Here is a 26,233-nt window from a genome sequence, read left to right as displayed (position 1 = left end):
AAATGTCAGTAGGAAATGGGGGTTGCGTCGATTTCGGGCGCGGCCTCGGTGCCGGTTTCGGTGCCGGCCTCGGAATTGCTCTCGGCGCCGACCTCAGGACCGATCTCAGGGCCGATCTCCGGGGCGGCTGCGGGCGACGCCGGCGGGACTTCGACCCCGGTCGTTTCGGGGGCGAGCACTTCGACGGGGTCGCTCGGCATCGGGAGCGTCTCGGCCCGATCGAAGACGGGCGCGGTCGACGAACCCGAAACGGGCGCGGGCGCGATCGGTCGTGCGACGGGCGGGCTCGGCGGCAGGTCTGCGGGAACGTCTTCGGGGCGGATGAGAATCGAGGTCACGGACGGGCGACTCGGCGTCTCGACGGTGGTGCCCGCTTCGGGGAGGGGCGTCGGAGGAACGGGCGGCTCGGGCAGAGCGATCTTCGGCATGTCGCCCGGCACGGCGAGTTCCTTGGCGGGCACTTCGACGAGCATGCCCGACTTCACCACGACGGTGCGCGGTACGCGGGCCACGACGGCGGAGACGTCGCGATTGAGCGTGAGCGCACCCGTTTCGCCGTAATACTGGATGTTGTGACGGTGGCTCGCCCACTGGCGGGCCATCTCATAGGCGTCGACCCCGAGCGCGAAGAGTCGCTTGGCCGAGAGCGAGTACGGCATGGCTGTGGCAAAGCGCGCTTCGAACCCTTGGGCGTCGTAGCGCACGAGAAGGGGGCACTCCGTGAAGGCGAGATTGTCGAGGTCGTACGCGAGCGCGGTGGCCGAAGAGCTCGTGCGCGGGTCGCCGGGGTTGGTGACTGACGTCGCCCAAATGCGCATGCGTTGGGGAAGACGGTTGCGAACAAGCCCCGCGGTTTGAGCGTCCATGGCGAGGAGCGCGGACGCAAACGGCGGTTCGGCCGTGGCGACCTTGGCGCGGCGCTCCGACTCGACGGCGCGAATGCGACTCTTCTGTCGGCGCGAGGCCGCGGCGTCCGCCGGCTTTTCGGCGCGCAACGCGGCGATGCGTTGCCGGAATTCCGCTTCGTCCTCGGGGGAGAGCGCGGGCTCAAGCTGCTTTTGCAGTTCGGGCAACTCCTCGGTCGAAACGACGAACACTTCGTAGTCGACGAGTTGTTCGCGCAGGACCCGCTCGTAAGCCGCGCGAATGCGCGTCTCCCAGGCGCCGTTCGTCGTGAGGAGAGCGATCTTCGGGGCGCTCCCGCGCTCGGTGCTCTCGGGCAGCGCCCGCACGGCCAGCCGTGCGACGTAGTCCGCCTCGTTTTCCGTCGACATCGACATCATGATGAGGTTCTGAGGCGCCGTCGTGCTCTTTTCGGGCACGGCGTTGAGGGCCACCACGGGAATCGGGAGCGACGTGCGCGTTGCGAGCGCATCGACGAGGTCGCGCTGCAGGGGGCCGACGACCACGTCCGCCCCCGACATGACGGCGGCGTCGATCTGCTCGTCGACCGAACCGCCAGAGCCGGCCGCTACGGTGAGGATCGTGGCCGGACGGGCGCTCGTCTTGCTTGCCGCCACGAGACCGTTGGCGACGGTCTGAGACGCGGAGAGGAACGCCGAATCGTCGGGCGGCAGGAGGTAGGCGATGGTGAGCGTGCGGCGGCTGTCCACTTCGACGGCCGGAAGGCTCGTCGTCGAAGCGTCGACGAACGGCGCGTCGTTCGGCCCGACGCTCGGTTGCGGCGCGTTGAATTCTGGGGTCGCGGCGGCGGGAGTGCCGACGGGGGCGTCCGACGAAATTTCAACGACGGCCGGCGGCGTCCGAACGTCAAGGGGGGCGGTTTCAGCTCCCGTTGCCAAAACGGGTAAAGTTAGAAGAACACACCCCCACGCATGGTGGGCGGATACGGATGGACGAGACACAACCAAAACCTCGAGTGCTATGTGGTCTGAAAACGCTTTGATCAAACAGGCCGGCCTCCCGGAGCAGGAGCTTCCGGCCGGTGCTTTCTATATCGTGGGTCTGCCGATCGGCAATGTCGGGGACATCACGCTTCGGGCCCTTTGGGTACTTTCCCACGCGGATGCGGTTGCAGCTGAGGATACAAGAGAAACGCGCAAGTTGCTTGATCGCTTCGGTCTGGACGTGCGGCTCCTGTCGGTGCGCGAGCACAACGAACGGCACGGCGCCGATCAAATCATAGCTTTGCTCGAGCAGGGGAAGCGCGTCGCTCTGGTGACCGATGCGGGTACGCCCGCCGTGTCCGACCCGGGCGCCCGCGCCGTGGACGCGGTGCGCGAAGCGGGTTACCGCGTCGTTCCCGTGCCGGGCGCGAGCGCCGTCGTGACGGCGCTCTCGGCGGCAGGGCTCCTCGGGCAGGGCTTCACGTTTGCGGGATTCGTGCCGCCGCAGGCCAAAGCGCGTCGCAAGGCGCTCGAAATCCTTGCGGGCCGTTCCGAGCCCTTCGTGCTTTACGAGGCGCCGCACCGCATCACGGATCTTCTTCAGACGCTTGCCGAAACGGTGGAGCCCGAGCGCGGCATCGTCGTGGCTCGCGAGATCACGAAGAAATTCGAAACCTTCGTCAAGCTTCGGGGCGACGAACTGAGCGCCTGGGCCGACGCGCACGAGCCCCGCGGCGAGTACGTCGTTCTGGTCGACGCGCCCGCCGTTCGCAACGAAGAATTGAGCGAAGCCGACATGAAGTGGATTCGAGCGCTCGGCGAGGAACTTCCCGCTTCGCGCTTGGCCGCAGCCGCGGCCAAAGCGACGGGCCTGCCGCGCCAGAAAATCTACGCGCTTCTCACCAAATCGGAGGATGATGAGTAAGACGCCCGGACGCCACCGCGGCCGGCGCTCGTCCCCAATACGTTAAGGAGAGTCGGATGGCCAAGAACGAATCTTCATCGGGCGGTCCTCGGGTCGCCGAAAAGCCGACGACGCCCGCCCCGCGACCGGCGGACGCTTCCCGAGCGGCGCCCCGCGTCCTCCCGCCCTACGAGGACGAGCGCATCGAGCGGCCCCCGCGCTTTCGCACGACCCGCGACGTCGTCAATTACGTCAAGCGTGAAATGACCCTGCGCGGGTACGCGCGCAAAGAGGACCTGATCGACGAGATTCTCTCCGGTCAGGCGGAGGTGGATAGAGAGGCCATTTTGCGCTCGCTCCTTCATCGGGCCGTCAAAAGCAAGACGAAGAAAGAGTCGGACGAAGATCAATTGAATCCCGACTGGCGTTCGGGGGCGTACCCGTACGTGAACCGGATGAAGCGCAAGACCTACGAGGCCGAGAAGTACCGCCTGCAGGTCGAGCTTCTGAAGCTTCAGGCGTGGGTGCGGGAAACCGGTCAAAAGGTGGTGGTGATCTTCGAAGGCCGCGACGCGGCGGGCAAGGGCGGCACGATCAAACGGTTCATGGAGCACCTCAACCCCCGTTCGGCGCGGGTTGCGGCGCTTTCCACGCCGACCGAAACCGAACGCGGGCAGTGGTACTTTCAGCGCTACGTTCAACACTTGCCGACCCGAGGCGAGATCGTCTTCTTCGACCGCTCCTGGTACAACCGTGCGGGCGTCGAGCGCGTGATGGGCTTTTGCACCGACGAGGAGTACCGGGAATTCATGCGGCAGGTTCCCGAGTTCGAACGCAATCTCGTTCGCTCCGGCATCTACCTCATCAAATTCTGGTTCTCGGTAAGCCGCGAGGAGCAGCGCCGACGCTTTCAGGAGCGTCAGGTTCACCCGTTGAAGCGCTGGAAACTTTCGCCCGTCGACCTCGCGTCGCTCGACAAGTGGGACGACTACACGCGGGCCAAAGAGGCGATGTTCCTCGCGACCGACACGCCGGAGGCGCCCTGGACGGTGGTGAAGTCCGACGACAAAAAGCGCGCCCGCCTCAACGCCATGCGTTACGTGCTTCGTGCGATTCCGTACGCCAACCGCGATCTTGAGGCGGTGGGCGAGGTCGATCCCCGGATCGTCGGACGCGCGAGCACCATGTTCGAAGCGGCCGAGCCGCACGGAGAGCACCCCGGTTCGGACGAAAAACCCGCCCGACGGCGTGTTGAATGTTCCACGTGAAACATGCAACTTTTTTTCACGGTTCGACGGGGCGGCGGAGACGCCGTTGCCCCAAGACCGTCAAACCCCCGCAACGGCCGATATTCGCGGGGGTTTGTCGTTTCCGGGCGGTCGATGTTTCACGTGAAACGTCGACTCGGTTCCTCGGGGGTGTTTGGGGCGCTCCGCCGAGACCGCCCCAAAGCAAAACGCCCTCCGATCGGAGGGCGTTTCACGTGAAACATTAAGGGCGCGAACCTCAGGGATCCGAACGCAGCGCGACTTCTCGGGTCTTCGACGAATGGATGTTTCGCACGAGGCTGCCGAGCAGTTCGGAGAGTTCTTCGATCAGATTCGAATTGGAGATCACGCCGACGAGCTTGCCGGTTTCGTCGACGATCGGCAGGCGGCGCACGCCGAACTCGCGCATGCGGGCGAGGGCGGTCACCATGCCTTCGTTGGGAGCGGCGGTGACAACGGGAGCCGTCATGATGTCCTTGACCGCCAGCTTTTCGGGGTCGAGGCGACGGGCGACGACTTCGATGGCGATGTCGCGGTCGGTGATCATGCCGATCGGCTTCTGGGCTTCGTCGACGACCACGAGGCTGCCGACGTGTTCGAGACGCATCTGAGCGGCGCAGTCGACGATGTTTTTGTCGGCTTTGATGGTGGCCACCTCATGGACGGCCATGTCGATGACTTTCAGGGAACGGGTGCGCATGGGCGACAACTCTGGTTAAACGAGCCGCCGAGCGGCTCTGTGAAGACGGTAGTTCGATTGTATCCAAATCGACGGGGAGGACGAGCCGCAGGGGCCGGTCATTCGTCGGACGCGTCGTCGGCGCCCACGGGGGCGAGGGCGTCGAAGTCGTAGAGGCGTCGGTCCATGAGGTGCGAGGGCGAGACGCGCTGCATGCTCATGAAGACGTTGTAGACGCGACCGGGGAATTCGCGGTCCCATGAGCGGATGAGTTCCTTCACTTCCTGACGCTTCAGGTTTTCGCCCGCGCCGCAAATGCCCTTGCCCGCAAGCGGATAGGCGCGCGCCTTGGCGAGCTTTTCCGTTTCGTATTCGCGCACGTACGCGAGCGGTCGGATCACGATGTTCTTGCCGTCGTCGCTGCGAAGCACGGGCGGCATGGCCTTCATGCGTCCGCCGTAAAAGAGGTTGAGAAGGAGCGTCCCGACGATGTCGTCCATGTGGTGCCCGAGCGCGATCTTGTTGCAGCCGCGCTCCTGCGCGACGCGGTAGAGAATGCCGCGACGCAGACGGGCGCAGAGCGAGCAGACGTTCTTCCCCTCGGGAATCAGGCGCTGAATGATCGAATAGGTGTCCTGGTCTTCGATGTGATACGGAACGCCCGTCGACTCGAGCCACGCGGCGAGCGCTTCGCGGGGGAAGGCAGGGATGTGCTGATCGACGTTGACGGCTTCGATTTCGAAGCGAATCGGGGCGCGCTGCTGCAAAACGCGCAGCGTGTCGAGGAGCACGTAGCTGTCTTTGCCGCCGCTCATCGCCACCATGACGCGGTCGCCGTCTTCGATCATGTTGAAGTCGGTAATGGCCTGCGCGGTGAGTCGAATGACGCGCTTTTCGAGTTTTCGTTGCGAAAACGAAAGCTGGTTGCGCGCGGAGAGCGTCATCTGTTTGACCGGCGTGTCGGTGCGAAAGACGGGATCCGAATCGGGCGAGAAATGGATGGGTGTTTCAGACATACGGTTGTCGGTCGGAAGTGTTCAGGAACGGGGATCGGGTCTGCGCCAGACTTCGAGCCCGACCGACTCGATGTCGGCGTAGGCTTCGAGCTTGGCGGAGGCCACCCGAACGAGAAGGATGTCGGGGTGGGCGCAGAGCGCGTCGGCCATGCGGTCGACCAGCGTTTCCTGCAGGTCGATGTGCCCGGAAAGGGCGGTCGTGCGCATCGCGTCGACGATCCAATCGTAGTTGAGGACGTTTTCGAGACGGTCCTCCGTCGGACGCAAGGGCACCCAGACGTCGCAGTCGAGTCGCACCTTCTGGAGGCGGTTTCGCTCGTGCTCGTAGGCGCCGATGGCGCATCGGAGCGTAAGGCCCCGAACGCTGATGCGTCGGGTCGTGAAGCGGAGGTCGTCGGGAGTTGTTAAGGCAAACACGGTGAAGCGTCCGGCAAAAACGCACATTCTAGCCGCGGGGACGATCGGTACAATGGACGAACTATGCGTTGGTTTCTTGTTCTCTTCGTTCTCCTGCTCGTGCTGCTTTCCTGCATGCCCTTTCTCTCCAAGTTCGGGCTCGGCCGTCTGCCGGGCGACCTGAACTTCACGGTGTTCGGGCGACGCATCGAACTGCCCTTCATGAGCACGATTCTGCTCGCGGCCGTGGCGCTCGTCATCGCCCGCCTCATCTGAGGCGGGATAAGGGTTACGGGCGCGGCGCCCGCGCGTTCTCGAGCCGCCCCGCGCACGCAAGGAGCGCCTCGCGGCGAGCCGCTCGAACGGCCTCGGGAATGGCTCGGGGGTCGGTTTGCGCTTTGGCGACGGCCCCCGCGTCGATCGACGTCCACGCGTCGAGAAGCTGCGAGAGCTCGTCCTGCGTCCACCGTACGGGGAGGCCTTCGATTTCCGCAAGGCGCGAGCAGAAGAGAAGCAGCGCTTCGGCGCGCTCCCGTCGACGAACGACGTCGATTTTCTCAAAGACCCGAGCCGCGTCTTCGGGCGTCTTCATGCCGAAAAGCGCGTCGCGCAGCGACCAGAAGGTTTGAGCGAGACCGAGCGCGGAGGCGGGCGCCCGGACGGACTTCAGAAAGCGGAGTGCCGCGTCCCCCGTTTCGGCGCCCGAGGTGAGGGCGAGAAGCCGCAGATCCAACGACGCCCCGTCGCAGGCGAGTCGCTCCACGAGCGCCCGCACGGAGGGCGTGAGCGCGATGTCGGCGTAAAGGCGCGCCCACAGACCGCAGGCTTCGAGTTCGTCGAGCATGCGCAAAGGGGCTTCGGCCGTCAAACCGCGGGAGATTTCCGAAAAAATCCGTTCGGGCACGAGCGCGTCGACTTCGCCCGCGTCCACCATGCGACGCATGAGGGCGAGCGTTTCGTCGGCCACGCGAAAGTCGGGAAAGCGCGCCGCAAAGCGGGCCGCGCGCAGGATGCGAACGGGGTCCTCTTCGAAGGCGGGACTCACGTGCCGCAGTCGCCGGGCCTTCAGGTCGTCGAGCCCGCCGTACGGATCGATCAGTTGGCCGTCGTCGTCGAGCGCCATGGCGTTGATTGTCAGGTCGCGCCGACGCAGATCCTCTTCCAGCGTGACGTCCGGGGCCGCATGGAACACGAACCCGTGGTAGCCCGGAGCGGTCTTGCGCTCCGTGCGTGCAAGCGCGTATTCCTCGTGGGTTTTGGGGTGAAGAAACACCGGGAAGTCGTTGCCGACCGGCAGGTAACCGCGGGCCAGCATGTCTTCCGGCGTGGCGCCGACCACCACCCAGTCGCGGTCGCTCGAAGGTTGGGGGCGGCCCGTGAGACGGGCCAGAAGCCGATCGCGGACACAGCCGCCGACAAGATAGACGTGCATGACGATGGGGCCGCACCGCAAAGGGGGCGGCAAACGGAAAAAAGAAATCAGGGAAGGTCCGACCCCGGCGTGGTTCCCGGGTGAACGCGTCCGAGGAACCGCGTGAAGTTCTCGATCGGGGCGGCCGTACGCATCGAGTAGGTTTGCATGTTCGAGAGAACGTTCTTCACGTAGTCGCGCGTTTCGTAAAAGGGGATCGTCTCGATGAAGACCGCCGCTTCCATGGGTTCGCGCAGCGTACGACGCCACACGCGGGCGCGGGCGGGGCCCGCGTTGTAGGCGGCGGTGGCGAGCACGTAACTCGAGTCGAACTCGGCGCGGAGCATGCGTAGGTAGGCGCTCCCGAGGACGAGATTCATCTCGAGCTCCGTGAGGTTCCCCTGATCGTAATGCGTGATGCCGAGCTTGCGGGCGATCCACTGCGCCGTGAGCGGCATCACCTGCATGAGACCGCGCGCGCCGACCGAGGAGCTGACGCTCGGAATGAAGCGCGATTCCTGACGGATGAGCCCGTAGACCCAGGCCGAGGGAATTTGCTGCGCTTCGGAGACGCGCTCGATGAGGAGGGCGTGCGGCATCGGGTAGCGCTGCTCGATCGAGACGACGTCTTTGCCCGAGCGCTCGCTCGTATTGATCATGCGGTGGATGAGGAGTTTCTTCTTGGCGTATTCGGCGAGCGCGACATAGTCGGCGCCCTTCAAGCCCCGCATGGCCCAGTTCCACTCGCGGTGGCCCTCCCGATAGAGGTCGAGCCGATAGAAGGTGCGGGCGCGCAGGAGCCCCGTTTCGCTCTCCCAGCGCTCCGGATTCGCATCGACGACCTTCGGTTTCGCCCTGTCGAAGGCATAGGGCTTGCCGAGCGCGTCGCAGGCGAGCTTGCCGTAAAAACTGACGTTCCCGTCGATGCGCTCGAAGAGCTGCCGGGCCTGCGTTTCCTGGCCGCGGGCCCGCAACGCGCGCGCTCGCCAGTAGGTCCAGACTTCTTCCTCCTGCATGCTTTTGGGCATGCGCTCGATCAAGCGCGCGAGCGAAAACCAATTGCCCGCACGGAGCGCCGCTCGGGCGTTCCAACCGAGAACGGAACGGTAGTTGACGACGAGAAGAGGCCGTTGCGCGAGCGCGTTTCCCGCCTTGGCGTACCAGTCGACAGCTTCGGGGTTGAGGGCGGTCGTGCCCTGGTAGCCGATGACGGACCAGAGGAGCGAGCGCCAGAAGGCGCCGAGTCGTCGTTCGACGGAGGTCGCGCATTGCGCGGCCAAAGCGGGCTGCGCCCGCGCGAGGCGCAGCGTTGCGAAAACGCCGAGTCGGGCGGGAAGCCGCCCGATTTCGTCCGCGTGGCGGTTGTACCAGGCGACGGGCTGATCGAGGATGGCGGAAAGCGTGTCGATCGGCGCGGGAAGTTCGGGGCGCGGCACGTAACTCAAAACGCGTTTGACCTCGTCCCATTCGCCCTTTTGCAAGAGGAGCACGACGCGGTCCCAGGCCCAGGAGCGGTCCCGGCGAACGATCAGGTCGCCGAGCGTCTGATTGGCGGCACGCGTGGCCTGACCGTCCCGATAAAGCGCCTTGGCGCTCTGGAGCGCCTGCCGGTCGGCGGGCGTTTCAAGGAGGCGATAGTAGGTTCGCCAGGCGGCGACGTCCGGGTCGTCCCTGTTCCAGACCAGTCGGGAAAAGACGCTCTCGAAGAGCGTGCGGTTGATGCGCGGTCCCGAGAGGCGCAGATAGTCGGCGGCGGCGCGCTCGCCCACGTATTCGCCCTGGTGGCGCTCGATGAAATCCTGAAAGCGCAGGTTGGGCGTCGCGGCGTCGGGCGCGGCTTTGAGTTCGAGTTCGATCGTCCAGAGTTCAAGGTAGCTCTCGAGCGGGTGACCGACGAGAAGATCGGCGTTTTCGCGCAGGGCCGCGAGATCCCCCGTTTGAAAGGCGGCGCGGGCGGCCATGAAGATGCCGTCGGCCGGTTCGGGAGGCGTCGCAAAGAGGGCGACCTCCAGCGGGTCGACAGGAGGCGGCTCGTTGATGAGTTCGGCGGTTACGCGGCCGGCTGCTTCCGCCGCCTGGCCGGCTGCGGCGCCTGAGGTTTCCGTTTCGGCCGGGCGGCGCATGTGCGCGAAGGCTTCGTCGACCGCGTTGATCACGTCCTTGGGATCGACCTGTGCGGCGGACTCGAGCAGAATGACTTCGTCCTCGGTATCGACCGATTGCAGGCTCTGAAGACGTTCGGGCATCGGCACGGCAATGAGGCCGTGGGGCGGCGGATCGTTCGGCTCGGAGGGTTCGACCGTCGATGCGCTGTCGGCATCGGAGACGGCGGCGGCGTCGCCGGGGGCGGACGTGTCGGTCGCATCGGTCGCCGGCGGAGCTGCGGGCGCGTTCGTCGCCTCGGCCTTTTCGGGTGCGGCGTCGGTCGACGCGGTACCGACGAGCGTCTTCAATTCCACCCATCCTTCGGGCGTTGCCGCGCCGACCGTGCCGGTCGTCGAGCAAAGCCCGGCGATAAGCAAAAGTCGGGTCAGCCGACTCGGGAGGGGAAAGTGGTGCATGTCGTAAAGACGCCGTGCCGTGGGACAATCGAGGAAGGTAGCAACAACTATAACGGAGCCTTGCCGTGGACGAGCGGACAATCGTAACGAAAAGAGACGTACGAACACGAATGTTGCAAGAGCGCTCGCGACTCGCGCGCGACCCCGGTCTTCAGCGGAATTTTCGGACGGCGCTCGAGTCGCTTCTGACCCGTTTGCCGCGCGGCCTGTGTGCGGGAGGTTACGTACCTTTTCGCGGAGAGCTCGACATTCCGGAGAGCCTCTTCGTTCGGGATCATTTCATGATCCTCGCGCTCCCTTACTCCTTTGCTGAGGGCCGCATGGTCTATCTGCGGCGGGGGACGGGGGACCTGGAAAAGGACGCGCTCGGCGTACCCGCGCCGAAGCTTGAGGGCGGCTCGGAAGTCGTTCCAGACGTGCTTTTCGTGCCGTGCGTGGCGTACTCGACGCTCGGCCACCGATTGGGGTACGGGAAGGGGTGTTTCGATCGGTACCTGGCCGCGTGCGAGCCGCGCCCCGTGACGATCGGCGTTGCGTATTCGGCTCTGCGCGCGGAGGCGGCGCTCTTCGAAGCGCACGACGAGCGCCTCGACGCGCTTTTGACCGAAAAGGGCGTTGTCGACGTTTCCGGGCGCCTGGCAGAGCTTTGCGCCCCGAAGGACGCAAAAAAGCCGCGGTAAGGTCGCCGCGGCTCGGTGCGAAGGGGAAAGCGTTTCTTTCGAAGCGCTTTCCCTCGGGCCGTGCGTCCTTCGCCGACGAGCGGAGGACGCGTCCCGATCAATAGCGGTAGTTGTCGCTCTTGTAGGGGCCTTCCTTCGGCACGCCGATGTAGGCGGCCTGTTCGTCCGTCAGCTCGGAGAGTTGGGCGTTGAAGTTCGTGAGCTGCAGACGCGCGACCTTTTCGTCGAGCTTCTTCGGCAGAACGTAGACGCCGACCGGGTAGGCGTCCGTACGGCAGAAGAGTTCGATCTGGGCAAGCGTCTGGTTGGCGAACGACGAGCTCATCACGTAGGAGGGATGGCCCGTGGCGCAGCCGAGGTTGACGAGGCGGCCTTCGGCGAGAAGGATGATGCGGTTGCCCGAGGGCAGTTCGATGTGGTCGACCTGGGGCTTGATGTTTTCCCAACGGTACTGACGCATCGAGGCGACGTCGATTTCGCTGTCGAAGTGGCCGATGTTGCAAACGATCGCTTCGTTCTTCATGGCGACCATGTGGTCGTGCGTGATGACGTGCAGGTTGCCCGTCGCCGTCACGAAGATGTCGGCCTTGTCCTTCGCGTAGTCCATCGTGACGACGCGGTAGCCTTCCATGGCGGCCTGCAGAGCGCAGATCGGGTCGATTTCGACCACCCAGACCTGAGCGGCGAGGCCGCGCAGGGCCTGAGCGCACCCCTTGCCCACGTCGCCGTAACCGACGACGACGGCCACCTTGCCCGCGATCATGACGTCGGTGGCGCGCTTGATGCCGTCGACGAGCGATTCGCGGCAGCCGTAGAGGTTGTCGAACTTCGACTTCGTGACGGAGTCGTTGACGTTGATGGCCGGAACCTTGAGTTCGCCCTTGGCGTGCATCTGATAGAGACGGTGCACGCCGGTCGTGGTTTCTTCCGTGATCCCCTTGATGTGAGCGAGACGCTTGGAGTACCAGTTCGGGTCGACGGCGAGGTGACGTTCGATGGCGGCAAAGAGCGCGGTTTCCTCTTCGTTGCTCGGGGAGGCGATGAGGGAGCGGTCGGTTTCGGCGCGGGCGCCGAGGTGCAGCAGAAGCGTGGCGTCGCCGCCGTCGTCGAGGATCATGTTCGAGAAGCCGTTGTCGGGCCACTCGAAGATGCGGTGCGTGAATTCCCAGTATTCCTCAATCGATTCGCCCTTCTTCGCAAAGACCGGAACGCCGTCTTCGACGATGGCCGCCGCCGCGTGATCCTGCGTCGAGAAGATGTTGCAGCTCGCCCAACGAACCTCGGCGCCGAGGGCCGTGAGGGTTTCGATGAGGACGGCGGTCTGGATCGTCATGTGGAGGGACCCGGAAATACGGGCGCCCTTGAGGGGCTGGGCTTCGGCAAATTCCTTGCGGATCGCCATGAGGCCGGGCATTTCGACTTCAGCGATCTGGATTTCCTTGCGGCCCCAGGGGGCAAGACCAAGGTCGGTAATGACGTAATCGTGTTGGGCGGTCATCGCGCTCTCCAAACAAAAAAACGTTAAGCGCCGTTACTGTCGAACCCGACCGTCCGAGCCTGGCGAAACATCGTGCTTTCGTCGCAGCGCTTCTCGGGGCGGCGGGAATACGAAGCGGACGCCGATCGGTAAATCGACGTCCGCCGGAAAGGCCGTCATTATAACGGCCCAAATCCTTGATTTTCGGTTATTCCTCCGTGCGCAGGCTCGCAAGCGCCGCCGTCACTTCGTCGGCGCTCACGCCGTCGAGCAGGTGAATCGGAGCGTCGGCCGGAAGTTCGGCCTCGCGCTTGAGGCGACCGACCCACGTGCCCGCGTCGCGCCCCGAAGCGAAGGCGTCCGAGACGAAGAGGTCGCGCCCGTTCATCGAGAGCTTGAAGTAGAAGTTGCCGTCCTTTTCGCGGTACTGCTTGAAGAGCGCCTTGACGGCCTTCGCGCTCTTTGCTTGAGCGGCGGGCGCGTCGGCCTGCGTGAAGCTCTTGAGCCCCACGGCCTGCATGAGTTCGGCAAGGAACGGCGTCGCGATCGCGCGGGCCTTGCGGGCGCCTTCCTGAAGGATCTTTTCGATCTCTTCGGGGCGGGCCATGAGCTCTTCGTAGCGGGCGCGCATCGGGCCGATTTCGGCGTCGATCTTGTCGGCGAGGCGCTTCTTGGCTTCGCCCCAGCCGAGACCCGCACGCAGTTCGGCGTGGAACGCTTCGGACTCTTCCTTCGTCGCGAACGCGTCGTAAATCACCGTGAGCGACGTGCTGTCGGGGTCCTTCGGTTCGCCGGGCAGACGGCTGTCCGTCACGATGCGCGAGATCGCTTCGTCGAGCGCTTTGCGGCCGCCTTCGAAGAGCGGAATCACGTTGTTGTAGGACTTGCTCATCTTGCGCCCGTCAAGCCCCGGAAGAACTTCGATCTCCGAGCCGCCCGTAGCCACGGGCATCGAGAAGAAGGGCTTTTCGGGAGTGGCGTAGAGGAAATTGAATCGGGTGGCGACGTCGCGCGCCATTTCCAGATGCTGGAGCTGGTCGTGCCCGACGGGAACTTCGTCGGCGTTGAACATGAGAATGTCGGCCGCCATCAGAATGGGGTAGCAGAAAAGCCCCATCGAGACGTCCGCATCGGGATCGCGCCCCGCGGCCACCGCCTGGTCGACGGCCGCCTTGTAGGCGTGCGCGCGGTTCATTTGGCCCTTGCCCGTCGAGCAGGTGAGGAGCCAATTGAGCGTGGGGATTTCCGGAATGTCGCTCTGGCGGTAGAAGACGACGCGCTCGGGATCGAGCCCGGCGGCAAGCCACGTGGCCGCAATCTGCAGACGGCTGCGTGCGATGCGGGCCGGATCCTGGCACTTGATGAGCGCGTGGAGGTCGGCCATGAAGAAGAAGCTCTCCGTGTCGGGGTTGCGGCTGTCGCGGATGGCCGGACGGATGGCGCCGACGTAGTTGCCGATGTGGAGAGTACCGGTCGTATTGATGCCGGTGAGAACGCGCTTTTTCATGTAAAACCTTTTTGGGTGGGGCCGAAGGGCCGCGTGTCGTTCGGACGTGAGATTGAAATGATATACCCCGAGCTCTCTTCGGTCGGAGAGGAAACCCCGGGGGCGCGCGGAGCGCGCCTATGAAAAAGGCCGCGCCTCAACGTCGGTCGAGGGCGGCCCGATGGAATTACCGGTGATTCAAGTCGGCTCAGAGACCGGCGGCGGCACGCAGAATTTCGGCCTTGTCGGTCTTTTCCCAGGTGAATTCGGGTTCTTCACGGCCGAAGTGACCGTAAGCGGCCGTCTTCGAGAAGATGGGACGACGCAGGTCGAGCATCTTGATGATGCCGCGCGGGCGAAGGTCGAAGTGGGCGCGAACGAGCTCGGCGATCTGGGCGTCGGGAATGACACCCGTGCCGTTCGTGAAGACGGTGATGTTCATCGGTTCGGCCACGCCGATGGCGTAGGCGACCTGAACCTGGCACTGACGGGCAAGACCCGCGGCCACGATGTTCTTGGCCACGTAGCGGCAGGCGTAGGCGGCGGAACGGTCGACCTTCGTCGCGTCCTTGCCGGAGAAGGCGCCGCCGCCGTGGGGGCAGTAGCCGCCGTAGGTGTCGACGATGATCTTGCGACCCGTCAGACCGCAGTCGCCCTGCGGACCGCCCACGACGAAGCGACCGGTCGGGTTGATGAGGAAGCGCGTGCCTTCGAGCCATTCGGCGGGGATCACGGGCTTGATGATCTCTTCGACGATGCCTTCGATGAATTCGGGCTTCATCACCTTGCCGTCCGACATTTCGGGGGCGTGCTGCGAGGAGATGACGATCGTGTCGCAACCGACGGGACGGCCGTCGCGGTAGCGCAGCGTCACCTGGCTCTTGGCATCGGGACGCAGATAGGAGAGCGTGCCGTTGCGGCGCACGATGCTCTGGCGTTCCATGAGGCGGTGCGCGTAGTAGATCGGCGCGGGCATGAGCGTCGGCGTTTCGTCGCAGGCGTAGCCGAACATGAGACCCTGGTCGCCGGCGCCGAGGTTGAGCTCGTCGTCCATGGCGTGGTCGACCCCCTGCGCGATGTCGTTCGACTGCTTGTCGTAGCCGACGAGCACGGAGCAACCCTTGTGGTCGATGCCGTATTCGGTGTTGTCGTAACCGATGCGCTTCAGAACGTTGCGGGCGAGATCGATGTAGTCGACGACGGCGTTCGTGGTGATTTCACCGGCCATGACGACAAGGCCCGTCGTGCAGAGGGTTTCGGCCGCAACGCGGCTCATGGGGTCCTGCGCGAGGCAGGCGTCGAGGACGGCGTCGGAGATCTGGTCGGCAACCTTGTCGGGATGCCCTTCGCTGACGGATTCGGAAGTGAAAAGATATTCGCTGGCCATATGCCACGCTCTCCAAAAAGGAAGTTATGGAAGGCAGCGCCTAACGCCATGGCAAACGGTCACGTGCGATCAGACGCTTTAGCGGAATTTGTGTTCGCCCCGCAAGTTGTCTTGTTAACTCGGCGATTGACGGATATTACCGCTTCACGCTTCGTCGTGCCACTCGGAAACGCCCCGGATTTTGCGTAGGGCGTCGGACTGGGCGCCTTCATCGCTCTGGTAAACATGCGTTCGTTTCGGGGGAAGATGCGAGTTGACGTGTAGACGCCGACGTACGACGCGGTTTCTCGTACGAAGAGCGCTGGGGTAAAATCATCCGTTTGAACCATTTCATCATCTCGAGAGGTTAGACGGATGCAGGTGCTCCTGAAGCTCGTCGCCCGCCTGCCGTTGCGCGTGTTGCAAACGTTGGGGGCCGGCATCGGCGAACTTACCTTCTGGTGCTCGCCGGGGTATCGGAGGCGTACGCGCGAAAACCTCCGACACGCCGGGTACGACGACCCGGCGCTTTTTTCCAAGGTCGGACGCAATGCGGGTCGCCAGGCGATGGAAAGCCTCTGGGTTTGGTATCGGCCCGCGGCCGACGTCGTCAAGCGCGTCGAAGCGACCGAAGAGGCCGAAGCGCTTATCGGCCGCGCCATGCGCGGGGATCGTCCCGTCGTTTTCATGACGCCGCACGTCGGCTGCTTCGAGGTGCTGCCCGTTTGGCTCGCGCATCGGTTTTTCGCGGAAACGAAGCGCAACATCACGATCCTCTACCGGCCGCCGAAAAAAGAGGTGCTTCGCCGCATCGTGGGGGAAGCCCGACAGGCGCCCGGGATCGAAGCCGTGCCCACGAACCTCGCGGGCGTCAAGCGCGTCATCCGCAATCTGCGACTCGGCCACACGTTCGGCGCTTTGCCCGACCAGGTCCCGTCGCAGGGCGAAGGGGTGTGGGCCGACTTTTTCGGTCGTCCCGCCTACACGATGACGCTGCCCGTCAAAGTGGCCCGACAGTTCGACGCCGTGCGCATTTTCGCCTGGGGCGTGCGCACGGGCGACGGCTGGCGCCTCGAAGCCGAGGAGTGGACCGAACCTCTGAGCGGCGACCCCCGCGAGGACGCCCGCCTCATGAACCGTCGGATCGAGGAGATCGTCCGACGCCTTCCCGAGCAATACGCCTGGAGCTACAACCGCTACAAGGTGCCCCGCGGCGCCCTGCCGCCTCCGGGCGACGCGCGGTGACGAGCGGCAAGGAACAACGCCATGAACAATGCTTTCGCCCGTTTGTGGGTGGCGCTCATTCGCGCCATGCACGGGCTTTCCATGAAGAATCGAACCCGTCTGGCACGGTTGGCCGCACGGATTCTTTGGTACGCCGTTCCCAAGCGTCGTCACGTGACGCTTACGAACCTTCGGCTTTGCTTTCCGGAGCTGAGCGAGGAAGAGCGCGTCGAACTCGCCGAACGCATCTACGTGCGTCTCGGTCGTGCGGCGATCGACCACGGCACGCTCTGGGTCGGAAGCCGCGAAGAGGTGCGGGAGTTCGTGAAGTTCGAAGGGCTCGAGCACTTGCTCGACGAGAAGAACCGTCCCGTGATCGTGGTCGCTCCGCACTTTGCGGGGCTCGACGCGGCGGGGATCGCGCTCAACACCTACGTGCGCGGCGTGTCGCTCTATCAGCCGCAGAGCAATCCCGTTTGGGACAAGGCCATGCTCGAGGGGCGCAAGCGCTTCTCGGACCCGGTGCTCGTCGCAAAGAGCAACTCGAGCGACCTGCGTCCCGTGCTTCGGGCGATGAAGGATGGGCTTCCCTTCTATTACCTCCCCGACATGGACCACGGGCGCCGCAATTCGATTTTCGTTCCGTTTTTCGGGGTCGAAGCGGCGACCCTGCCGATGGTGTCCCGTCTGGCGCGCTTGACGCGCGCCAAGGTCCTCTGGTGCATCGCCACGATGACGGAGACGGGCTACGCCGTGACGATTTCGCCGCCCCTGGTAAATTTCCCGACCGACGACCCCGAAGCGGACACGCTGCGCATCAACCGCGAACTCGAAGCGTGGGTGAGAAAGCAGCCCGATCAGTACCTGTGGGTGCACCGCCGCTTCAAGACGCGCCCCGAGGGCGAGGCGTCGGTGTACTGAACGCTCGTTGGGAGGAAAGCACGTGAAGTTTTGGAAAATGCACGGAGCGGGGAACGACTTCGTCGTCGTGCTTTCGCTCGAAGGCCCCTGCGGACTGGATGCGGACGACATCCGCTTTCTCGCGGACCGGCGCCTCGGCGTCGGGTGCGATCAGGTGCTGGTTGCGGAACCCCCGCGCGCGGGAGGCGACTGCGTCTATCGCATTTTCAATCCCGACGGGGGCGAGGTCGAGCACTGCGGCAACGGATCGCGCTGCCTCGGAAAGCTCCTCCTCGATCTCGGTCTTACCGAAGAGGCGGGCACGGCCCGTCTCGAAACCCGAAAGGGCACGGTCGAGGTGCAAAAAACGGCGCTCGGGCTTCGGGCCGCCGTCGGAAAGCCCGACTTTCGTCCCGAAGCGCTTCCCTTCGTACCCGAGGGCGAAGCGATCGGGCGTCGCGCGGAGGCCGAAGTTCATCGGCTGGCGCTTCCCTCGGAGAGCGTCGACTTCATTCCCGTATCCATCGGAAATCCCCATGCCGTGATCTTTTGCGACGCGGTGCGGGAAGCGCCCGTAACGACGCTCGGGCCGCGAATCGAGACGCACGCCGCCTTTCCGCAGGGCGTCAACGTCGAATTCGTCGAGATCGTCGACCGCGCGCACGTTCGCTTTCGCGTCTGGGAGCGCGGCGCGGGCGAGACGCCCGCCTGCGGCACGGGGGCGGCCGCTTCCGTGGCGGCCGGCATTCGGTCGGGGCTTCTCGATCGGCGGGTCGACGTCGAAACGCCCGGCGGGCTTCTTCGCGTCGAGTGGCCGAGCGACGACGCGTCGCTTCTTCTCACGGGGCCGGCCGAGCTCGTTTTCGAGGGCAACCTCGACATGACCGCGTGAGCGGTCGGTTTTCCGGTTTCGTTTCGTCCCTGTAGTAGGATGGAGCATCGATTTTTTCGGGGCGCCCGCGCGGCTTTCCGCACGCGGCATCCCCATTGGAACACACGAACATGATTGATCTCATTCTGAAGAAGGGGAAGGAAAAATCCCTCCTTCGTCGTCACCCCTGGGTCTACGACACGGCCGTGATGCGCCTCACCGGGCGGCCCGAATCGGGCGAAACGGTGTGCGTGCGCGGGCACGACGGACGCTTTCTTGCGTGGGCGGCCTTTTCGCCCGCTTCGACCCTGCGCGCCCGCTGCTGGTCCTTCCGCGAAGAGGATGTGATCGACGCGGCCTGGTTCGAGCAGCGCATTCGCGACGCCGTCGAAGCCCGCGAACCGCTTCGCGCCCGAGCGAGCGCCCTGCGTCTCGTTTTCGGCGAAGCCGACGGCCTGCCCGGTCTCATCGTGGACCGGTACGGCGACTTCCTCGTCACGCAGTTCCAGTCGGCGGGCGTCGAACGCCACCGCGAACTCCTCGCGGACCTTCTGATGAAGGTGACGGGCGCGCGCGGCGTGTTCGACCGTTCGGACGCCGCCACGCGTCGTCGCGAAGGGCTTGAAGTGCGCATGGAAAATCTCCGCGGCGAAGAGCCCCCGGCCGTGATCGAAGTCGAAGAAGACGGCGTTCGCTACGGCGTCGACGTTCGCATCGGGCACAAGACGGGCTTTTACGTCGACCAGCGCGAAAGCCGCCTGACGGCGCAGCGGGTTGCGGAAGAATTCCGCCGCACGCACGGGCGCGGCCTTCGCGCGCTCAACTGCTTCTGCTACACGGGCGGCTTCTCGCTCGCGCTTTTGAAGGGCGGTGCGGACGAAGTCGTCTCCGTCGACTCCTCGCAGGACGCGCTCGACATGGCCGCCGAAAACGTGAAGCGCAACGGCTTCGACGAAGCAAAGGCGAAGTTCGTCTGCGCCGACGTCTTCGCGTTCCTGCGCGAGCTGCGCGACAAGGGCGAAACGTTCGACCTCGTGATCCTCGACCCGCCGAAGTTCGCCTCGAGTCACTATCATGTCGACCGTGCCGCCCGCGCCTACAAGGACATCAATCTGAACGGTCTGCGCCTGCTCGCTCCCGGAGGCCGGCTCTTCACGTTCTCGTGTTCGGGTGCCATCGACGTCGATCTTTTCCAGAAGATCGTGGCGGGCGCCGTGTTCGACGCCGGCGTCAACGCCTGGGCGGTCGGGCGCTTCGGCGGCGGGGCGGATCATCCGCTCCTCATGACGTATCCGGAAGGGGAATATCTGAAGGGGCTCGACCTCTTGGTCCGTCCCTGATTCGAACGGAGGTATCGACGATGCAGGTTGAAGAAATGCAGGAACCGGACATTCCGGTCACGATTCTCACGGGCTTTCTCGGGGCGGGCAAGACGACGCTCCTCAATCGCATTCTGACGGAAGATCACAAGCATCGAATTGCGATCATCGAAAACGAATTCGGGCCCGAGAACATCGACAACGAACTGATCGTTCAGTCGGACAAGGAGCAGATCGTCTCGATGAACAACGGGTGCGTGTGTTGCACGATCCGCGGCGACCTCTCGCGCGTGCTCACCGATCTTCGCCACAAGCGGGATCGCGGTGAAATCGCGTTCGACTACGTCGTCATCGAAACGACCGGCGTGGCGAATCCCGGTCCCGTCGCACAGACCTTCTTCATGGACGACGCGGTGGCGCCCTATTTCCGTCTCGACGGCGTGGTGACGGTCGTCGACGCGAAGCACGGTTCGGCCACGCTCGACGCGGAAGCGCCCGCGCGCGATCAGGTCGGGTTCGCTGACCGGATTCTCCTCTCCAAGTGCGACCTCGTGACGGAGGAAGAAGCGAGCGCGCTCGAAGCGCGTCTGCGTCAGATGAACGCCCGCGCGCCGATCCGCCGCGTCGACATGGGGAAGTGCCCCGTCGAAGAAGTGCTCGACATTTCGGGCTTCAACATGAACGACGTGCTCGACGTCGATCCGACCTTCTTCAACGAAGGCCATCACCACCATCACGACGACGACATCCACAGCTTCGTCTTCGACACGGACCGCGCGTTCGATCCGATGAAGCTCGAGCGCTATTTCATGTCGCTCACGAGCGTCTACGGCGAGGATCTGCTCCGCTACAAGGGCGTACTCAACCTTCAGGGTTCGCCCAACCGCGTGGTCGTTCAGGGCGTGCACATGCTCGCCGTCTCCGACGTGCTCGGCCCCTGGGGCGATCGCAAGCCGACTTCCCGTCTCGTCTTCATCGGGCGCAATCTCCCCGAAGAAGCGATTCGCCGCGGCCTGCAAACCTGCCTCGTCTGAGTGCGATTCGTCGGGGCGGACGAGCGGTCGGCCCCGACGAAAGCTTTTGAAGGATCCTAACAAAACGACAAGAAAAATCCCTTCGCTCTATGGAACGCGGGGACGATTTCCTGTATAAAGCCTGTTTGATTTTTTTCAAAAGCTTTGCGCCCTTCGAGGGCCGCAGGGCACGATGCGATCGTGCGGATTCCGAGAAATCCGCCGATTGACTTTCAACCTTCACGAATTTTCGGCTAGGAACAGAAATGGGCGGGAAGAAACTACTTACGGCGGAAGAAATCCTCCAGATGTCCGACGACGACTACATGGACGAGCGTCAACTCGCTTTCTTCCGTCAGCGGCTCCTCGACATGGAGGCCGAACTTCGGGCCAACGCGGGTCAGACGACGGTGAACCTTCGTGAAACGAACGTGGTTCCCGATCCCGCGGACCGCGCCACGATCGAAGAAGAACACGCGCTCGAGCTGCGCACGCGCGATCGCGAACGCAAGCTTCTGAAGAAGGTTCAGGCGGCTCTCCAGCGCATCGAGAACGGCGACTACGGCTACTGCGAAGAGACGGGCGACCCGATCGGCGTGGCGCGCCTCATGGCCCGTCCGACCGCCACCCTGTCGCTTGAAGCGCAGCAGCGCCGCGAACTCAAGCAGAAGATGTACGGCGACTGATCCGCTTTCGGGGCCGACCTGCCAGAGACCAATGACGGCACGACCGCATGCTCGCGCGAGCTTCGGCCGTGCCGTTTTGCTTTTCGGAGACTGTTATTCATGAAAGACGACGCCCTTCTTGAGGACGACCCCGTTCGCTCCGCCCGCCTCGGCCGCGTGAAGCGCCGCGCCGCGGCCCCCGAACCCTTCCGACCGAAGCTCTGGCTCCTTGACCTCGACGACACGGTGCTCGGCTCGTCGCGCGGACTTTTGCACGCGATTCACCTCCGGATGAACGCCTTCATCATGGAGCGGCTCGGGCTCCCGGAAGCGCAGGCCGAAGCGCTTCGCACGCAGTACTGGGAAGAGTACGGGTCGACCTTCCTCGGCATGTGGCAGAACCACGGCGTCGATCCTCGGGAGTTTCTGCCCGCCACGCACGATTTCGATTTCGCCCCCTACGTCTCCTGCGAGGGCGATCCGAAGCAGGCCCTCCAGAAGCTCCCGGGACGCAAAGTGGTCTTTACGAACGGGCCGCGCAACTACGCGGACGCGGTCCTCAAGGCGATGGGGATGTCGGACTTTTTCGACGCCGAAGTGACGAGTACCGAGATGCGGCTTTTCGGCGACTGGCGGCCGAAACCCAATGCGTCGATGTTCGTCGCCGCGTGCGCGCGCTTCGGCGTCTCGCCCCGCGAGACGGTGTTCGTCGACGACAGCCCCATGAATCTCAAAGCAGCCGCCCGCGCGGGGCTTACGACCGTGTGGTGTACGGGCTATAGACGGGCGGCCGGAAAGCTCCCGTGGCGAAAAGCCTATCCGTACGTCGATCACGTCGTCGGGCACGTGCGCGAGCTGCCGAAGCTTTTCGGTACGCGGAACGCGTCGCAGGGGCGCCGTGAGCGCCGCGAACTCGTGTGAGGAGTCGACCCATGCGCCTCTTTTCCCGACTGTGGCAGGGCGTCGACGCGATGCGACGCTTTTGCGCCAACGCTCTTTTTCTCGTCCTTCTGATTGCGCTCGCGGCGTTCGCCTACATGGCGACGCGCCCCGCGGGCGGCATTCCGCCGGGGACGGTGCTTGTGCTCGCGTTCGACGGCACGGTCTCGGAGACGGCTCCGACGCCGCCCCGATCGGTGGCGGACGTGCGTCGGATGCTCGACGTCGAGCGCGGCTCGACCCGTCTGCTCGACGTGACGGAGGCGCTTGCGGCCGCCAAAGACGACGCGTCGATTGCGGGCGTGGTGCTCGATCTGGAAAATCTGTCGGGGATCGGTTTGGCTTCGGCCCGCGCGATCGGCAAGGCCATCGACGACTACAAGCGCGAAACGGGGCGGCCCGTCCTGGCGTGGGGGAGTGCCTTTACCCAAGGGGCCTACGCCGTGGCGGCGCATGCCGACGAAGTGTACGTGCACCCCATGGGGACCGTGGAGTTGAAGGGCCTGACGGGGCGAAGCCTCTACTGGGGCGAATTTTTGAAGCGCCTCTCCGTGGAGGTCGATGTCTATAAGGCGGGCGTCTATAAGAGCGCTCCGGAAGCGTTCCTCTTCGGGGCGCCCTCCGAAGAGGCCCTCGAAGCGCAGCGCGGGTACCTGGAGCCCGCCTGGCAGCGGCTGACGACCGACATCGAATCGGCCCGCGGCGCCCGCACGGGGGTCGTGAACGCGTGGATCGACCAACTCGTTTCGGGCCGCGGGAAGGCCCTTTCCGACCCCCTGGGGGCCCTGAAAGACGCGGGGCTCGTCACGGGCGTCATGACCCGCGACGCGTTCGTCGAACACGCCGCGGCGAAGTTCGGCTCGACCCCCGACGATCTGCAGATCGTCGACTACCGCGACTACCTCGCCGTTCTGCCCGGGCTTCCCGCCGCGGATGCGTACGTGGCGCTCGTGACGGCCGAAGGGGAAATCTCCAACGAGCCCGCCGTCGGCGGCATCGTGGCGGGCGAACTCATCGCGCTGCTCGACGAAGCGGCTTCCGCTCCCGAAACGAAGGCGATCGTCCTTCGCATCAACACGCCCGGGGGCGACGCGCTTGCCGCCGAAGAGATTCGCGAAAAGATCGAGGCGATCCGCAAGAAGGGTCTCCCCGTCGTCGTCTCGATGGGGGATGCGGCCGCATCGGGCGGCTACTGGCTGAGCGCCGCGGCCGACGTTGTCGTCGCGGACCCGCTGACGCTCACGGGCTCGATCGGCGTATTCGCTCTGGCGCCCAATTTCGCTCCCTTGTTGGAGAAGTTCGACGTCGGCGCGGGCGGCTGGTCGACGGGGCCCGCGGCGGAGTTCGGCTCGGTGCTGAGTCCGCGCGACAAGGCCGAGCGCGCGCTCTATCAGGCGGGGGTCGATCGCGTCTATGCGAACTTCCGTTCGATCGTGGCGCGCGGCCGCAACCTCTCGCCCGAGGCGGTCGAAGCCGCGGCGGGCGGCCGGGTGTGGCTCGGCGAAGACGCGAAGCGCCTGGGTTTGGTCGACGCGCTCGGCACGCTCGACGACGCCGTGTTGATCGCCGCCGAACGCGCGGGGCTCGGCGAAAATCCCGCCGTCCTTCTCTTCGATCCGATCGAAGAGGGCTGGGGGCGGTGGCTTGCGCCCGTCCTGAACGGCGTTCTCGGCGATGCGGTGCGCACGCAGGCACCCGCCCTGGAGGCGTTTCAGGCGCTTCGGTACGCCGACGGCCTCTTTTCCGCCTGGGAGCGCCGGGTGCTCGCTTCGCCCGGTCGGGCGATCGTCTGGACGCCCGAGGCGCGCGTGAGTCTCTGAGTGGGCCGCGAGCAGCCCGCAACAAAAAAGCCGGCCCCGAAAGGCCGGCTTTTTTTTAAGTCCGATCGGTCAGTGACCGCCGCACACGGGGCACGAACGGCGACGGCGGCAGCGGACGGTTTCGAATTCGCCCGCGAGCAGGTCGATCATCAGGAGCTTCCCGACCCAGGGCGAGGGAAGGCCCGCCGCGAGGCGCAGCGCTTCGGCGGCCTGCAGGGTGCCCACCAGCCCGGTGAGCGGCGAAAAGACGCCGAGCGCGGAGGCCTTCTGGTCGTTCGCGGCATCGTCCTCGTCGAAGAGGCACCGATAGCAGGGCGACGCTTCGTCGCGGAAGTCGAACACCGAGAGCTGACCCGAAAAGCGAACGGCGGAGCCGAAAACGAGCGGCTTGCGCGCCTTCAGGGCCGCACGGTTCACGCTCTGACGCGTGGCGAGGTTGTCCGAGCAGTCGAGCACGATGTCGACCGTGTCGAGCACGTCGGCGAGCGTCTTTTCGTCGAGGTAGGTGCCGATCGGCGTCACCTCCACGGCCGGGTTGTAGCGGGGAAGCACCCGGGCGGCGTTTTCCGCCTTATTGACGCCGAGCGCTTCTTCGCCGTGCAGGAGCTGGCGCGAAAGGTTCGTGACGGACACCGTATCGGGGTCCGCGACCGTGATGCGACAGCCGCCCGAAGCGGCGAGGTAGGTGAGAGCGGGCGAACCGAGGTCGCCCGCTCCGATGACGAGAAAACGGGCGTCGGCGATGCGTTCCATCCCTTCCCGGCCGAGTTCGGCAAGGAGGGTTTGGCGCGACAGGCGCTCGGCAATGGCATCGAAGCGGTGGGGAGTCATGGCGTAAGGCTCTTCGTTGACGGATTATTTGTCGGTTTTCGCGTCCGATCGGGTTTCGGACTTCGAGGCGTCGTTCTTCTTGGCGGCGCGCTCTTCGGCACGAAGCTTTTTCACGACGCTTTGCGGCTGCCCGCGGTACTTGCTCGTAACCACGGGCTTGCCCTTCAGATAGGCCATGGCCTGCTGAAGCTGCCAGTCCTTTTCGTCGCCGAAAAGGTACATGTAGTCGGGCGCCTTTTCGGCGTTCGTATCGTCGTACGGCAGATCGTCGGCCAGGTCGCCTTCCTGATTCTTCAGGTGATGCGCGAGATCGGCCTCGCGGATCTGGAAGGTGGGGTAGTTCCCTTCGGGCGTGTCGTCGACGTAGATGTCGGGAGCGATGCCGCGGGCCTGAATCGAGCGGCCCGACGGCGTGTAGTAGCGCGCGGTCGTCAGCTTGACGGCCACGGCCTTGTCGCCGAAGCTCATCGGCAGAATGGTCTGCACGGAGCCCTTGCCGAAGGAGCGGTCGCCCATGAGGGTCGCGCGCTTGTGGTCCTGCAGAGCGCCCGCCACGATTTCGGAGGCCGAGGCGGAGGACGAGTTGATGAGCACCACCATCGGTACGGTCTTCACGACGGAGGGCAGCTGCGCGAGCGCCTTGACGGCGTTGCCCGCACGGTAGTCGGATTCGATCGCCTTGAAGGTGTAATCGGACTGCGGCGCGCGTCCCTTCGTGGAGACGATGTCCGCGTTGTGCGGCAGGAAGGCCGCGGAAACGCCGATGGCCGCCTGCAGGAGACCGCCCGGGTCGTTGCGCAGGTCAAGGACGAGCCCCTTGAGGTTCCCGGACTTTTCGAGTTCGACGAGTCGGGCGGCGAGGTCCTCGGCCGTACGCTCCTGGAACTGCGTGATGCGGATGTAGCCGAGGTTGTCGGCGAGCTTCTGCATCTTCACGGATTGGGTTTTGATCACGGCACGTTCGAGGTTGAACGTGATGGGCTTCATTTCACCCTTGCGGGCGACCTCGAGACGGATCTTCGTCTTCGGTTCGCCGCGCATCAGCTTGACGGCGTCCGTAAGCGAAAGTTCGGCCGTCGCTTCGCCGTCGATGCGGGTGATGATGTCGCCCGCGCGAATGCCGGCACGCGCTGCGGGCGTATCGTCGATCGGGGAAATGACGCGTACGCCCGCGGCATCCTTGGTGACCTCGATGCCGAGGCCGCCGAAGGAGCCCTGCGTCGCTTCGTTCATGTCCTTGAACCCGTCGACGTCGAGGTAGCTCGAATGCGGGTCGAGACCGCTCACCATGCCTTCGACGGCCGACTGCAACAGCTGACGGTCTTCGACTTCGTCGACGTAGTAGTCCTTGACGGCGTTGAAGACGCTCGTGAACTGGCGGATTTCCTGCAGGGGAAGCGTCGAGCTGTTTTTCTCGGCGTAGGCTTGAATGCCGACGCTCGCGAGAGCGCCCGCGAACATGCCGGCGCAGATAAGAGAAATGGCGCGAAGTTTGTGCATGGTGGTTGGGCCCCGCAACGGGGCGCGTAAAGGTTGTGCGGCGCCTTCCGACGGAGGGCG

The 26,233-nt window shown here is 64.8% G+C and carries 23 protein-coding genes and 1 riboswitch; of the genes, 12 read left to right on the top strand and 11 right to left on the bottom strand.

Translation table 11 applies throughout. From position 1 onward, the window contains the following. Positions 1-5: 5 nt before the first annotated feature. The gene (locus S6FBBBH3_RS00735) at positions 6-1,802 is read right to left on the bottom strand and encodes a penicillin-binding protein activator (RefSeq protein WP_170143791.1); all 1,797 of its coding nucleotides are present in this window, start codon (positions 1,800-1,802) and stop codon (positions 6-8) included. Between the two features lie 100 nt (positions 1,803-1,902). Between S6FBBBH3_RS00735 and rsmI the strand changes: the two genes are divergently transcribed. Beyond that, entirely contained in the window at positions 1,903-2,772 is an 870-nt protein-coding gene (rsmI, locus tag S6FBBBH3_RS00730; protein WP_331813070.1) for a 16S rRNA (cytidine(1402)-2'-O)-methyltransferase, read from the top strand. Positions 2,773-2,828: 56 nt separating this feature from the next. Beyond that, on the top strand, positions 2,829-4,019 hold the full coding sequence (gene ppk2, locus S6FBBBH3_RS00725) for a polyphosphate kinase 2 (RefSeq protein WP_120175908.1): 1,191 nt from the start codon (positions 2,829-2,831) through the stop codon (positions 4,017-4,019). Positions 4,020-4,257: 238 nt separating this feature from the next. Here ppk2 and S6FBBBH3_RS00720 read toward each other — a convergent pair whose 3' ends face one another. The 3 genes from S6FBBBH3_RS00720 to S6FBBBH3_RS00710 form a co-directional block, all read right to left on the bottom strand. Continuing rightward, the gene (locus S6FBBBH3_RS00720; RefSeq protein ID WP_120175907.1) at positions 4,258-4,719 is read right to left on the bottom strand and encodes a CBS domain-containing protein; all 462 of its coding nucleotides are present in this window, start codon (positions 4,717-4,719) and stop codon (positions 4,258-4,260) included. A gap of 98 nt (positions 4,720-4,817) precedes the next feature. Further along, positions 4,818-5,642: a tRNA 2-thiocytidine(32) synthetase TtcA gene (ttcA, locus tag S6FBBBH3_RS00715; protein WP_232008871.1), complete on the bottom strand. Its 825-nt coding sequence runs from the start codon at positions 5,640-5,642 to the stop codon at positions 4,818-4,820. 93 nt (positions 5,643-5,735) lie between these two features. Continuing rightward, positions 5,736-6,131, bottom strand: a complete 396-nt coding sequence (locus S6FBBBH3_RS00710; protein WP_232008799.1) for a dihydroneopterin aldolase — start codon at positions 6,129-6,131, stop codon at positions 5,736-5,738. A gap of 63 nt (positions 6,132-6,194) precedes the next feature. On the opposite strand from S6FBBBH3_RS00710, the gene S6FBBBH3_RS00705 reads away from it, so the two are divergent. Continuing rightward, positions 6,195-6,386 (top strand): DUF2905 domain-containing protein, encoded by a 192-nt coding sequence (locus S6FBBBH3_RS00705; protein WP_120175904.1) that lies wholly within the window; start codon positions 6,195-6,197, stop codon positions 6,384-6,386. A 13-nt stretch (positions 6,387-6,399) separates the two neighbouring features. On the opposite strand, the gene S6FBBBH3_RS00700 is transcribed toward S6FBBBH3_RS00705, so the two are convergent. Beyond that, positions 6,400-7,542, bottom strand: coding sequence for a CCA-adding protein (locus tag S6FBBBH3_RS00700; protein ID WP_120175903.1), 1,143 nt, complete (start codon positions 7,540-7,542; stop codon positions 6,400-6,402). A 47-nt stretch (positions 7,543-7,589) separates the two neighbouring features. Continuing rightward, complete coding sequence (locus S6FBBBH3_RS00695) at positions 7,590-10,082, bottom strand: lytic transglycosylase domain-containing protein (protein WP_120175902.1); 2,493 nt, start codon at positions 10,080-10,082, stop codon at positions 7,590-7,592. Between the two features lie 65 nt (positions 10,083-10,147). On the opposite strand from S6FBBBH3_RS00695, the gene S6FBBBH3_RS00690 reads away from it, so the two are divergent. Beyond that, a complete protein-coding gene (locus S6FBBBH3_RS00690; RefSeq protein ID WP_269460464.1) occupies positions 10,148-10,762 on the top strand; it encodes a 5-formyltetrahydrofolate cyclo-ligase in 615 nt (204 codons plus the stop codon). Positions 10,763-10,859: 97 nt separating this feature from the next. Here S6FBBBH3_RS00690 and ahcY read toward each other — a convergent pair whose 3' ends face one another. The 3 genes from ahcY to metK all read right to left on the bottom strand — a co-directional run bounded on the left by ahcY (position 10,860) and on the right by metK (position 15,112). Then, entirely contained in the window at positions 10,860-12,260 is a 1,401-nt protein-coding gene (gene ahcY / locus S6FBBBH3_RS00685; protein ID WP_120175900.1) for an adenosylhomocysteinase, read from the bottom strand. Between the two features lie 18 nt (positions 12,261-12,278). Next, a riboswitch (S-adenosyl-L-homocysteine riboswitch) is annotated at positions 12,279-12,361 on the bottom strand. An 86-nt stretch (positions 12,362-12,447) separates the two neighbouring features. After that, positions 12,448-13,746, bottom strand: a complete 1,299-nt coding sequence (locus tag S6FBBBH3_RS00680) for a tryptophan--tRNA ligase (protein ID WP_120175899.1) — start codon at positions 13,744-13,746, stop codon at positions 12,448-12,450. A gap of 187 nt (positions 13,747-13,933) precedes the next feature. Then, complete coding sequence (metK, locus tag S6FBBBH3_RS00675; protein ID WP_120175898.1) at positions 13,934-15,112, bottom strand: methionine adenosyltransferase; 1,179 nt, start codon at positions 15,110-15,112, stop codon at positions 13,934-13,936. 354 nt (positions 15,113-15,466) lie between these two features. Between metK and S6FBBBH3_RS00670 the strand changes: the two genes are divergently transcribed. The 8 genes from S6FBBBH3_RS00670 to sppA all read left to right on the top strand — a co-directional run bounded on the left by S6FBBBH3_RS00670 (position 15,467) and on the right by sppA (position 23,842). Then, a complete protein-coding gene (locus S6FBBBH3_RS00670; RefSeq protein ID WP_120175897.1) occupies positions 15,467-16,336 on the top strand; it encodes a lysophospholipid acyltransferase family protein in 870 nt (289 codons plus the stop codon). Between the two features lie 21 nt (positions 16,337-16,357). Next, positions 16,358-17,236 (top strand): lysophospholipid acyltransferase family protein, encoded by an 879-nt coding sequence (locus S6FBBBH3_RS00665; RefSeq protein WP_120175896.1) that lies wholly within the window; start codon positions 16,358-16,360, stop codon positions 17,234-17,236. A 37-nt stretch (positions 17,237-17,273) separates the two neighbouring features. After that, on the top strand, positions 17,274-18,107 hold the full coding sequence (gene dapF, locus S6FBBBH3_RS00660; protein WP_120177768.1) for a diaminopimelate epimerase: 834 nt from the start codon (positions 17,274-17,276) through the stop codon (positions 18,105-18,107). A gap of 110 nt (positions 18,108-18,217) precedes the next feature. Next, positions 18,218-19,426, top strand: a complete 1,209-nt coding sequence (locus S6FBBBH3_RS00655; protein WP_120175895.1) for a class I SAM-dependent rRNA methyltransferase — start codon at positions 18,218-18,220, stop codon at positions 19,424-19,426. Between the two features lie 20 nt (positions 19,427-19,446). Next, positions 19,447-20,439 carry a CobW family GTP-binding protein gene (locus S6FBBBH3_RS00650; RefSeq protein ID WP_120175894.1) on the top strand — a complete coding sequence of 331 codons (993 nt, stop codon included), beginning with the start codon at positions 19,447-19,449 and terminating at the stop codon, positions 20,437-20,439. Between the two features lie 245 nt (positions 20,440-20,684). After that, positions 20,685-21,104 (top strand): RNA polymerase-binding protein DksA, encoded by a 420-nt coding sequence (dksA, locus tag S6FBBBH3_RS00645; protein ID WP_120175893.1) that lies wholly within the window; start codon positions 20,685-20,687, stop codon positions 21,102-21,104. Between the two features lie 99 nt (positions 21,105-21,203). Continuing rightward, positions 21,204-22,004, top strand: coding sequence for a pyrimidine 5'-nucleotidase (locus S6FBBBH3_RS00640; protein ID WP_120175892.1), 801 nt, complete (start codon positions 21,204-21,206; stop codon positions 22,002-22,004). Positions 22,005-22,015: 11 nt separating this feature from the next. Next, positions 22,016-23,842, top strand: coding sequence for a signal peptide peptidase SppA (gene sppA, locus S6FBBBH3_RS00635; RefSeq protein ID WP_120175891.1), 1,827 nt, complete (start codon positions 22,016-22,018; stop codon positions 23,840-23,842). A gap of 69 nt (positions 23,843-23,911) precedes the next feature. Here sppA and S6FBBBH3_RS00630 read toward each other — a convergent pair whose 3' ends face one another. Both S6FBBBH3_RS00630 and S6FBBBH3_RS00625 read right to left on the bottom strand, forming a co-directional pair. Continuing rightward, entirely contained in the window at positions 23,912-24,673 is a 762-nt protein-coding gene (locus S6FBBBH3_RS00630; RefSeq protein WP_120175890.1) for a HesA/MoeB/ThiF family protein, read from the bottom strand. Between the two features lie 24 nt (positions 24,674-24,697). Then, positions 24,698-26,173 carry a S41 family peptidase gene (locus S6FBBBH3_RS00625; RefSeq protein ID WP_120175889.1) on the bottom strand — a complete coding sequence of 492 codons (1,476 nt, stop codon included), beginning with the start codon at positions 26,171-26,173 and terminating at the stop codon, positions 24,698-24,700. Positions 26,174-26,233: the final 60 nt, after the last annotated feature.

The organism is Sutterella megalosphaeroides (assembly GCF_003609995.1).
GTDB lineage: Bacteria > Pseudomonadota > Gammaproteobacteria > Burkholderiales > Burkholderiaceae_F > Sutterella > Sutterella megalosphaeroides.
This window is presented reverse-complemented; position numbering and strand designations above follow the sequence as displayed.

What these genes read in the sequence shown, in the direction of transcription:
- ppk2 (WP_120175908.1), top strand. Translation starts at nt 2,829, where the DNA reads ATGGCCAAGAACGAATCTTCATCGGGCGGTCCTCGGGTCGCCGAAAAG.
- S6FBBBH3_RS00720 (WP_120175907.1), bottom strand. Translation starts at nt 4,719, where the DNA reads ATGCGCACCCGTTCCCTGAAAGTCATCGACATGGCCGTCCATGAGGTG.
- ttcA (WP_232008871.1), bottom strand. Translation starts at nt 5,642, where the DNA reads ATGACGCTCTCCGCGCGCAACCAGCTTTCGTTTTCGCAACGAAAACTC.
- S6FBBBH3_RS00705 (WP_120175904.1), top strand. Translation starts at nt 6,195, where the DNA reads ATGCGTTGGTTTCTTGTTCTCTTCGTTCTCCTGCTCGTGCTGCTTTCC.
- S6FBBBH3_RS00700 (WP_120175903.1), bottom strand. Translation starts at nt 7,542, where the DNA reads ATGCACGTCTATCTTGTCGGCGGCTGTGTCCGCGATCGGCTTCTGGCC.
- S6FBBBH3_RS00695 (WP_120175902.1), bottom strand. Translation starts at nt 10,082, where the DNA reads ATGCACCACTTTCCCCTCCCGAGTCGGCTGACCCGACTTTTGCTTATC.
- ahcY (WP_120175900.1), bottom strand. Translation starts at nt 12,260, where the DNA reads ATGACCGCCCAACACGATTACGTCATTACCGACCTTGGTCTTGCCCCC.
- S6FBBBH3_RS00680 (WP_120175899.1), bottom strand. Translation starts at nt 13,746, where the DNA reads ATGAAAAAGCGCGTTCTCACCGGCATCAATACGACCGGTACTCTCCAC.
- metK (WP_120175898.1), bottom strand. Translation starts at nt 15,112, where the DNA reads ATGGCCAGCGAATATCTTTTCACTTCCGAATCCGTCAGCGAAGGGCAT.
- S6FBBBH3_RS00670 (WP_120175897.1), top strand. Translation starts at nt 15,467, where the DNA reads ATGCAGGTGCTCCTGAAGCTCGTCGCCCGCCTGCCGTTGCGCGTGTTG.
- S6FBBBH3_RS00665 (WP_120175896.1), top strand. Translation starts at nt 16,358, where the DNA reads ATGAACAATGCTTTCGCCCGTTTGTGGGTGGCGCTCATTCGCGCCATG.
- dapF (WP_120177768.1), top strand. Translation starts at nt 17,274, where the DNA reads ATGCACGGAGCGGGGAACGACTTCGTCGTCGTGCTTTCGCTCGAAGGC.
- S6FBBBH3_RS00655 (WP_120175895.1), top strand. Translation starts at nt 18,218, where the DNA reads ATGATTGATCTCATTCTGAAGAAGGGGAAGGAAAAATCCCTCCTTCGT.
- S6FBBBH3_RS00650 (WP_120175894.1), top strand. Translation starts at nt 19,447, where the DNA reads ATGCAGGTTGAAGAAATGCAGGAACCGGACATTCCGGTCACGATTCTC.
- dksA (WP_120175893.1), top strand. Translation starts at nt 20,685, where the DNA reads ATGGGCGGGAAGAAACTACTTACGGCGGAAGAAATCCTCCAGATGTCC.
- S6FBBBH3_RS00640 (WP_120175892.1), top strand. Translation starts at nt 21,204, where the DNA reads ATGAAAGACGACGCCCTTCTTGAGGACGACCCCGTTCGCTCCGCCCGC.
- sppA (WP_120175891.1), top strand. Translation starts at nt 22,016, where the DNA reads ATGCGCCTCTTTTCCCGACTGTGGCAGGGCGTCGACGCGATGCGACGC.
- S6FBBBH3_RS00630 (WP_120175890.1), bottom strand. Translation starts at nt 24,673, where the DNA reads ATGACTCCCCACCGCTTCGATGCCATTGCCGAGCGCCTGTCGCGCCAA.
- S6FBBBH3_RS00625 (WP_120175889.1), bottom strand. Translation starts at nt 26,173, where the DNA reads ATGCACAAACTTCGCGCCATTTCTCTTATCTGCGCCGGCATGTTCGCG.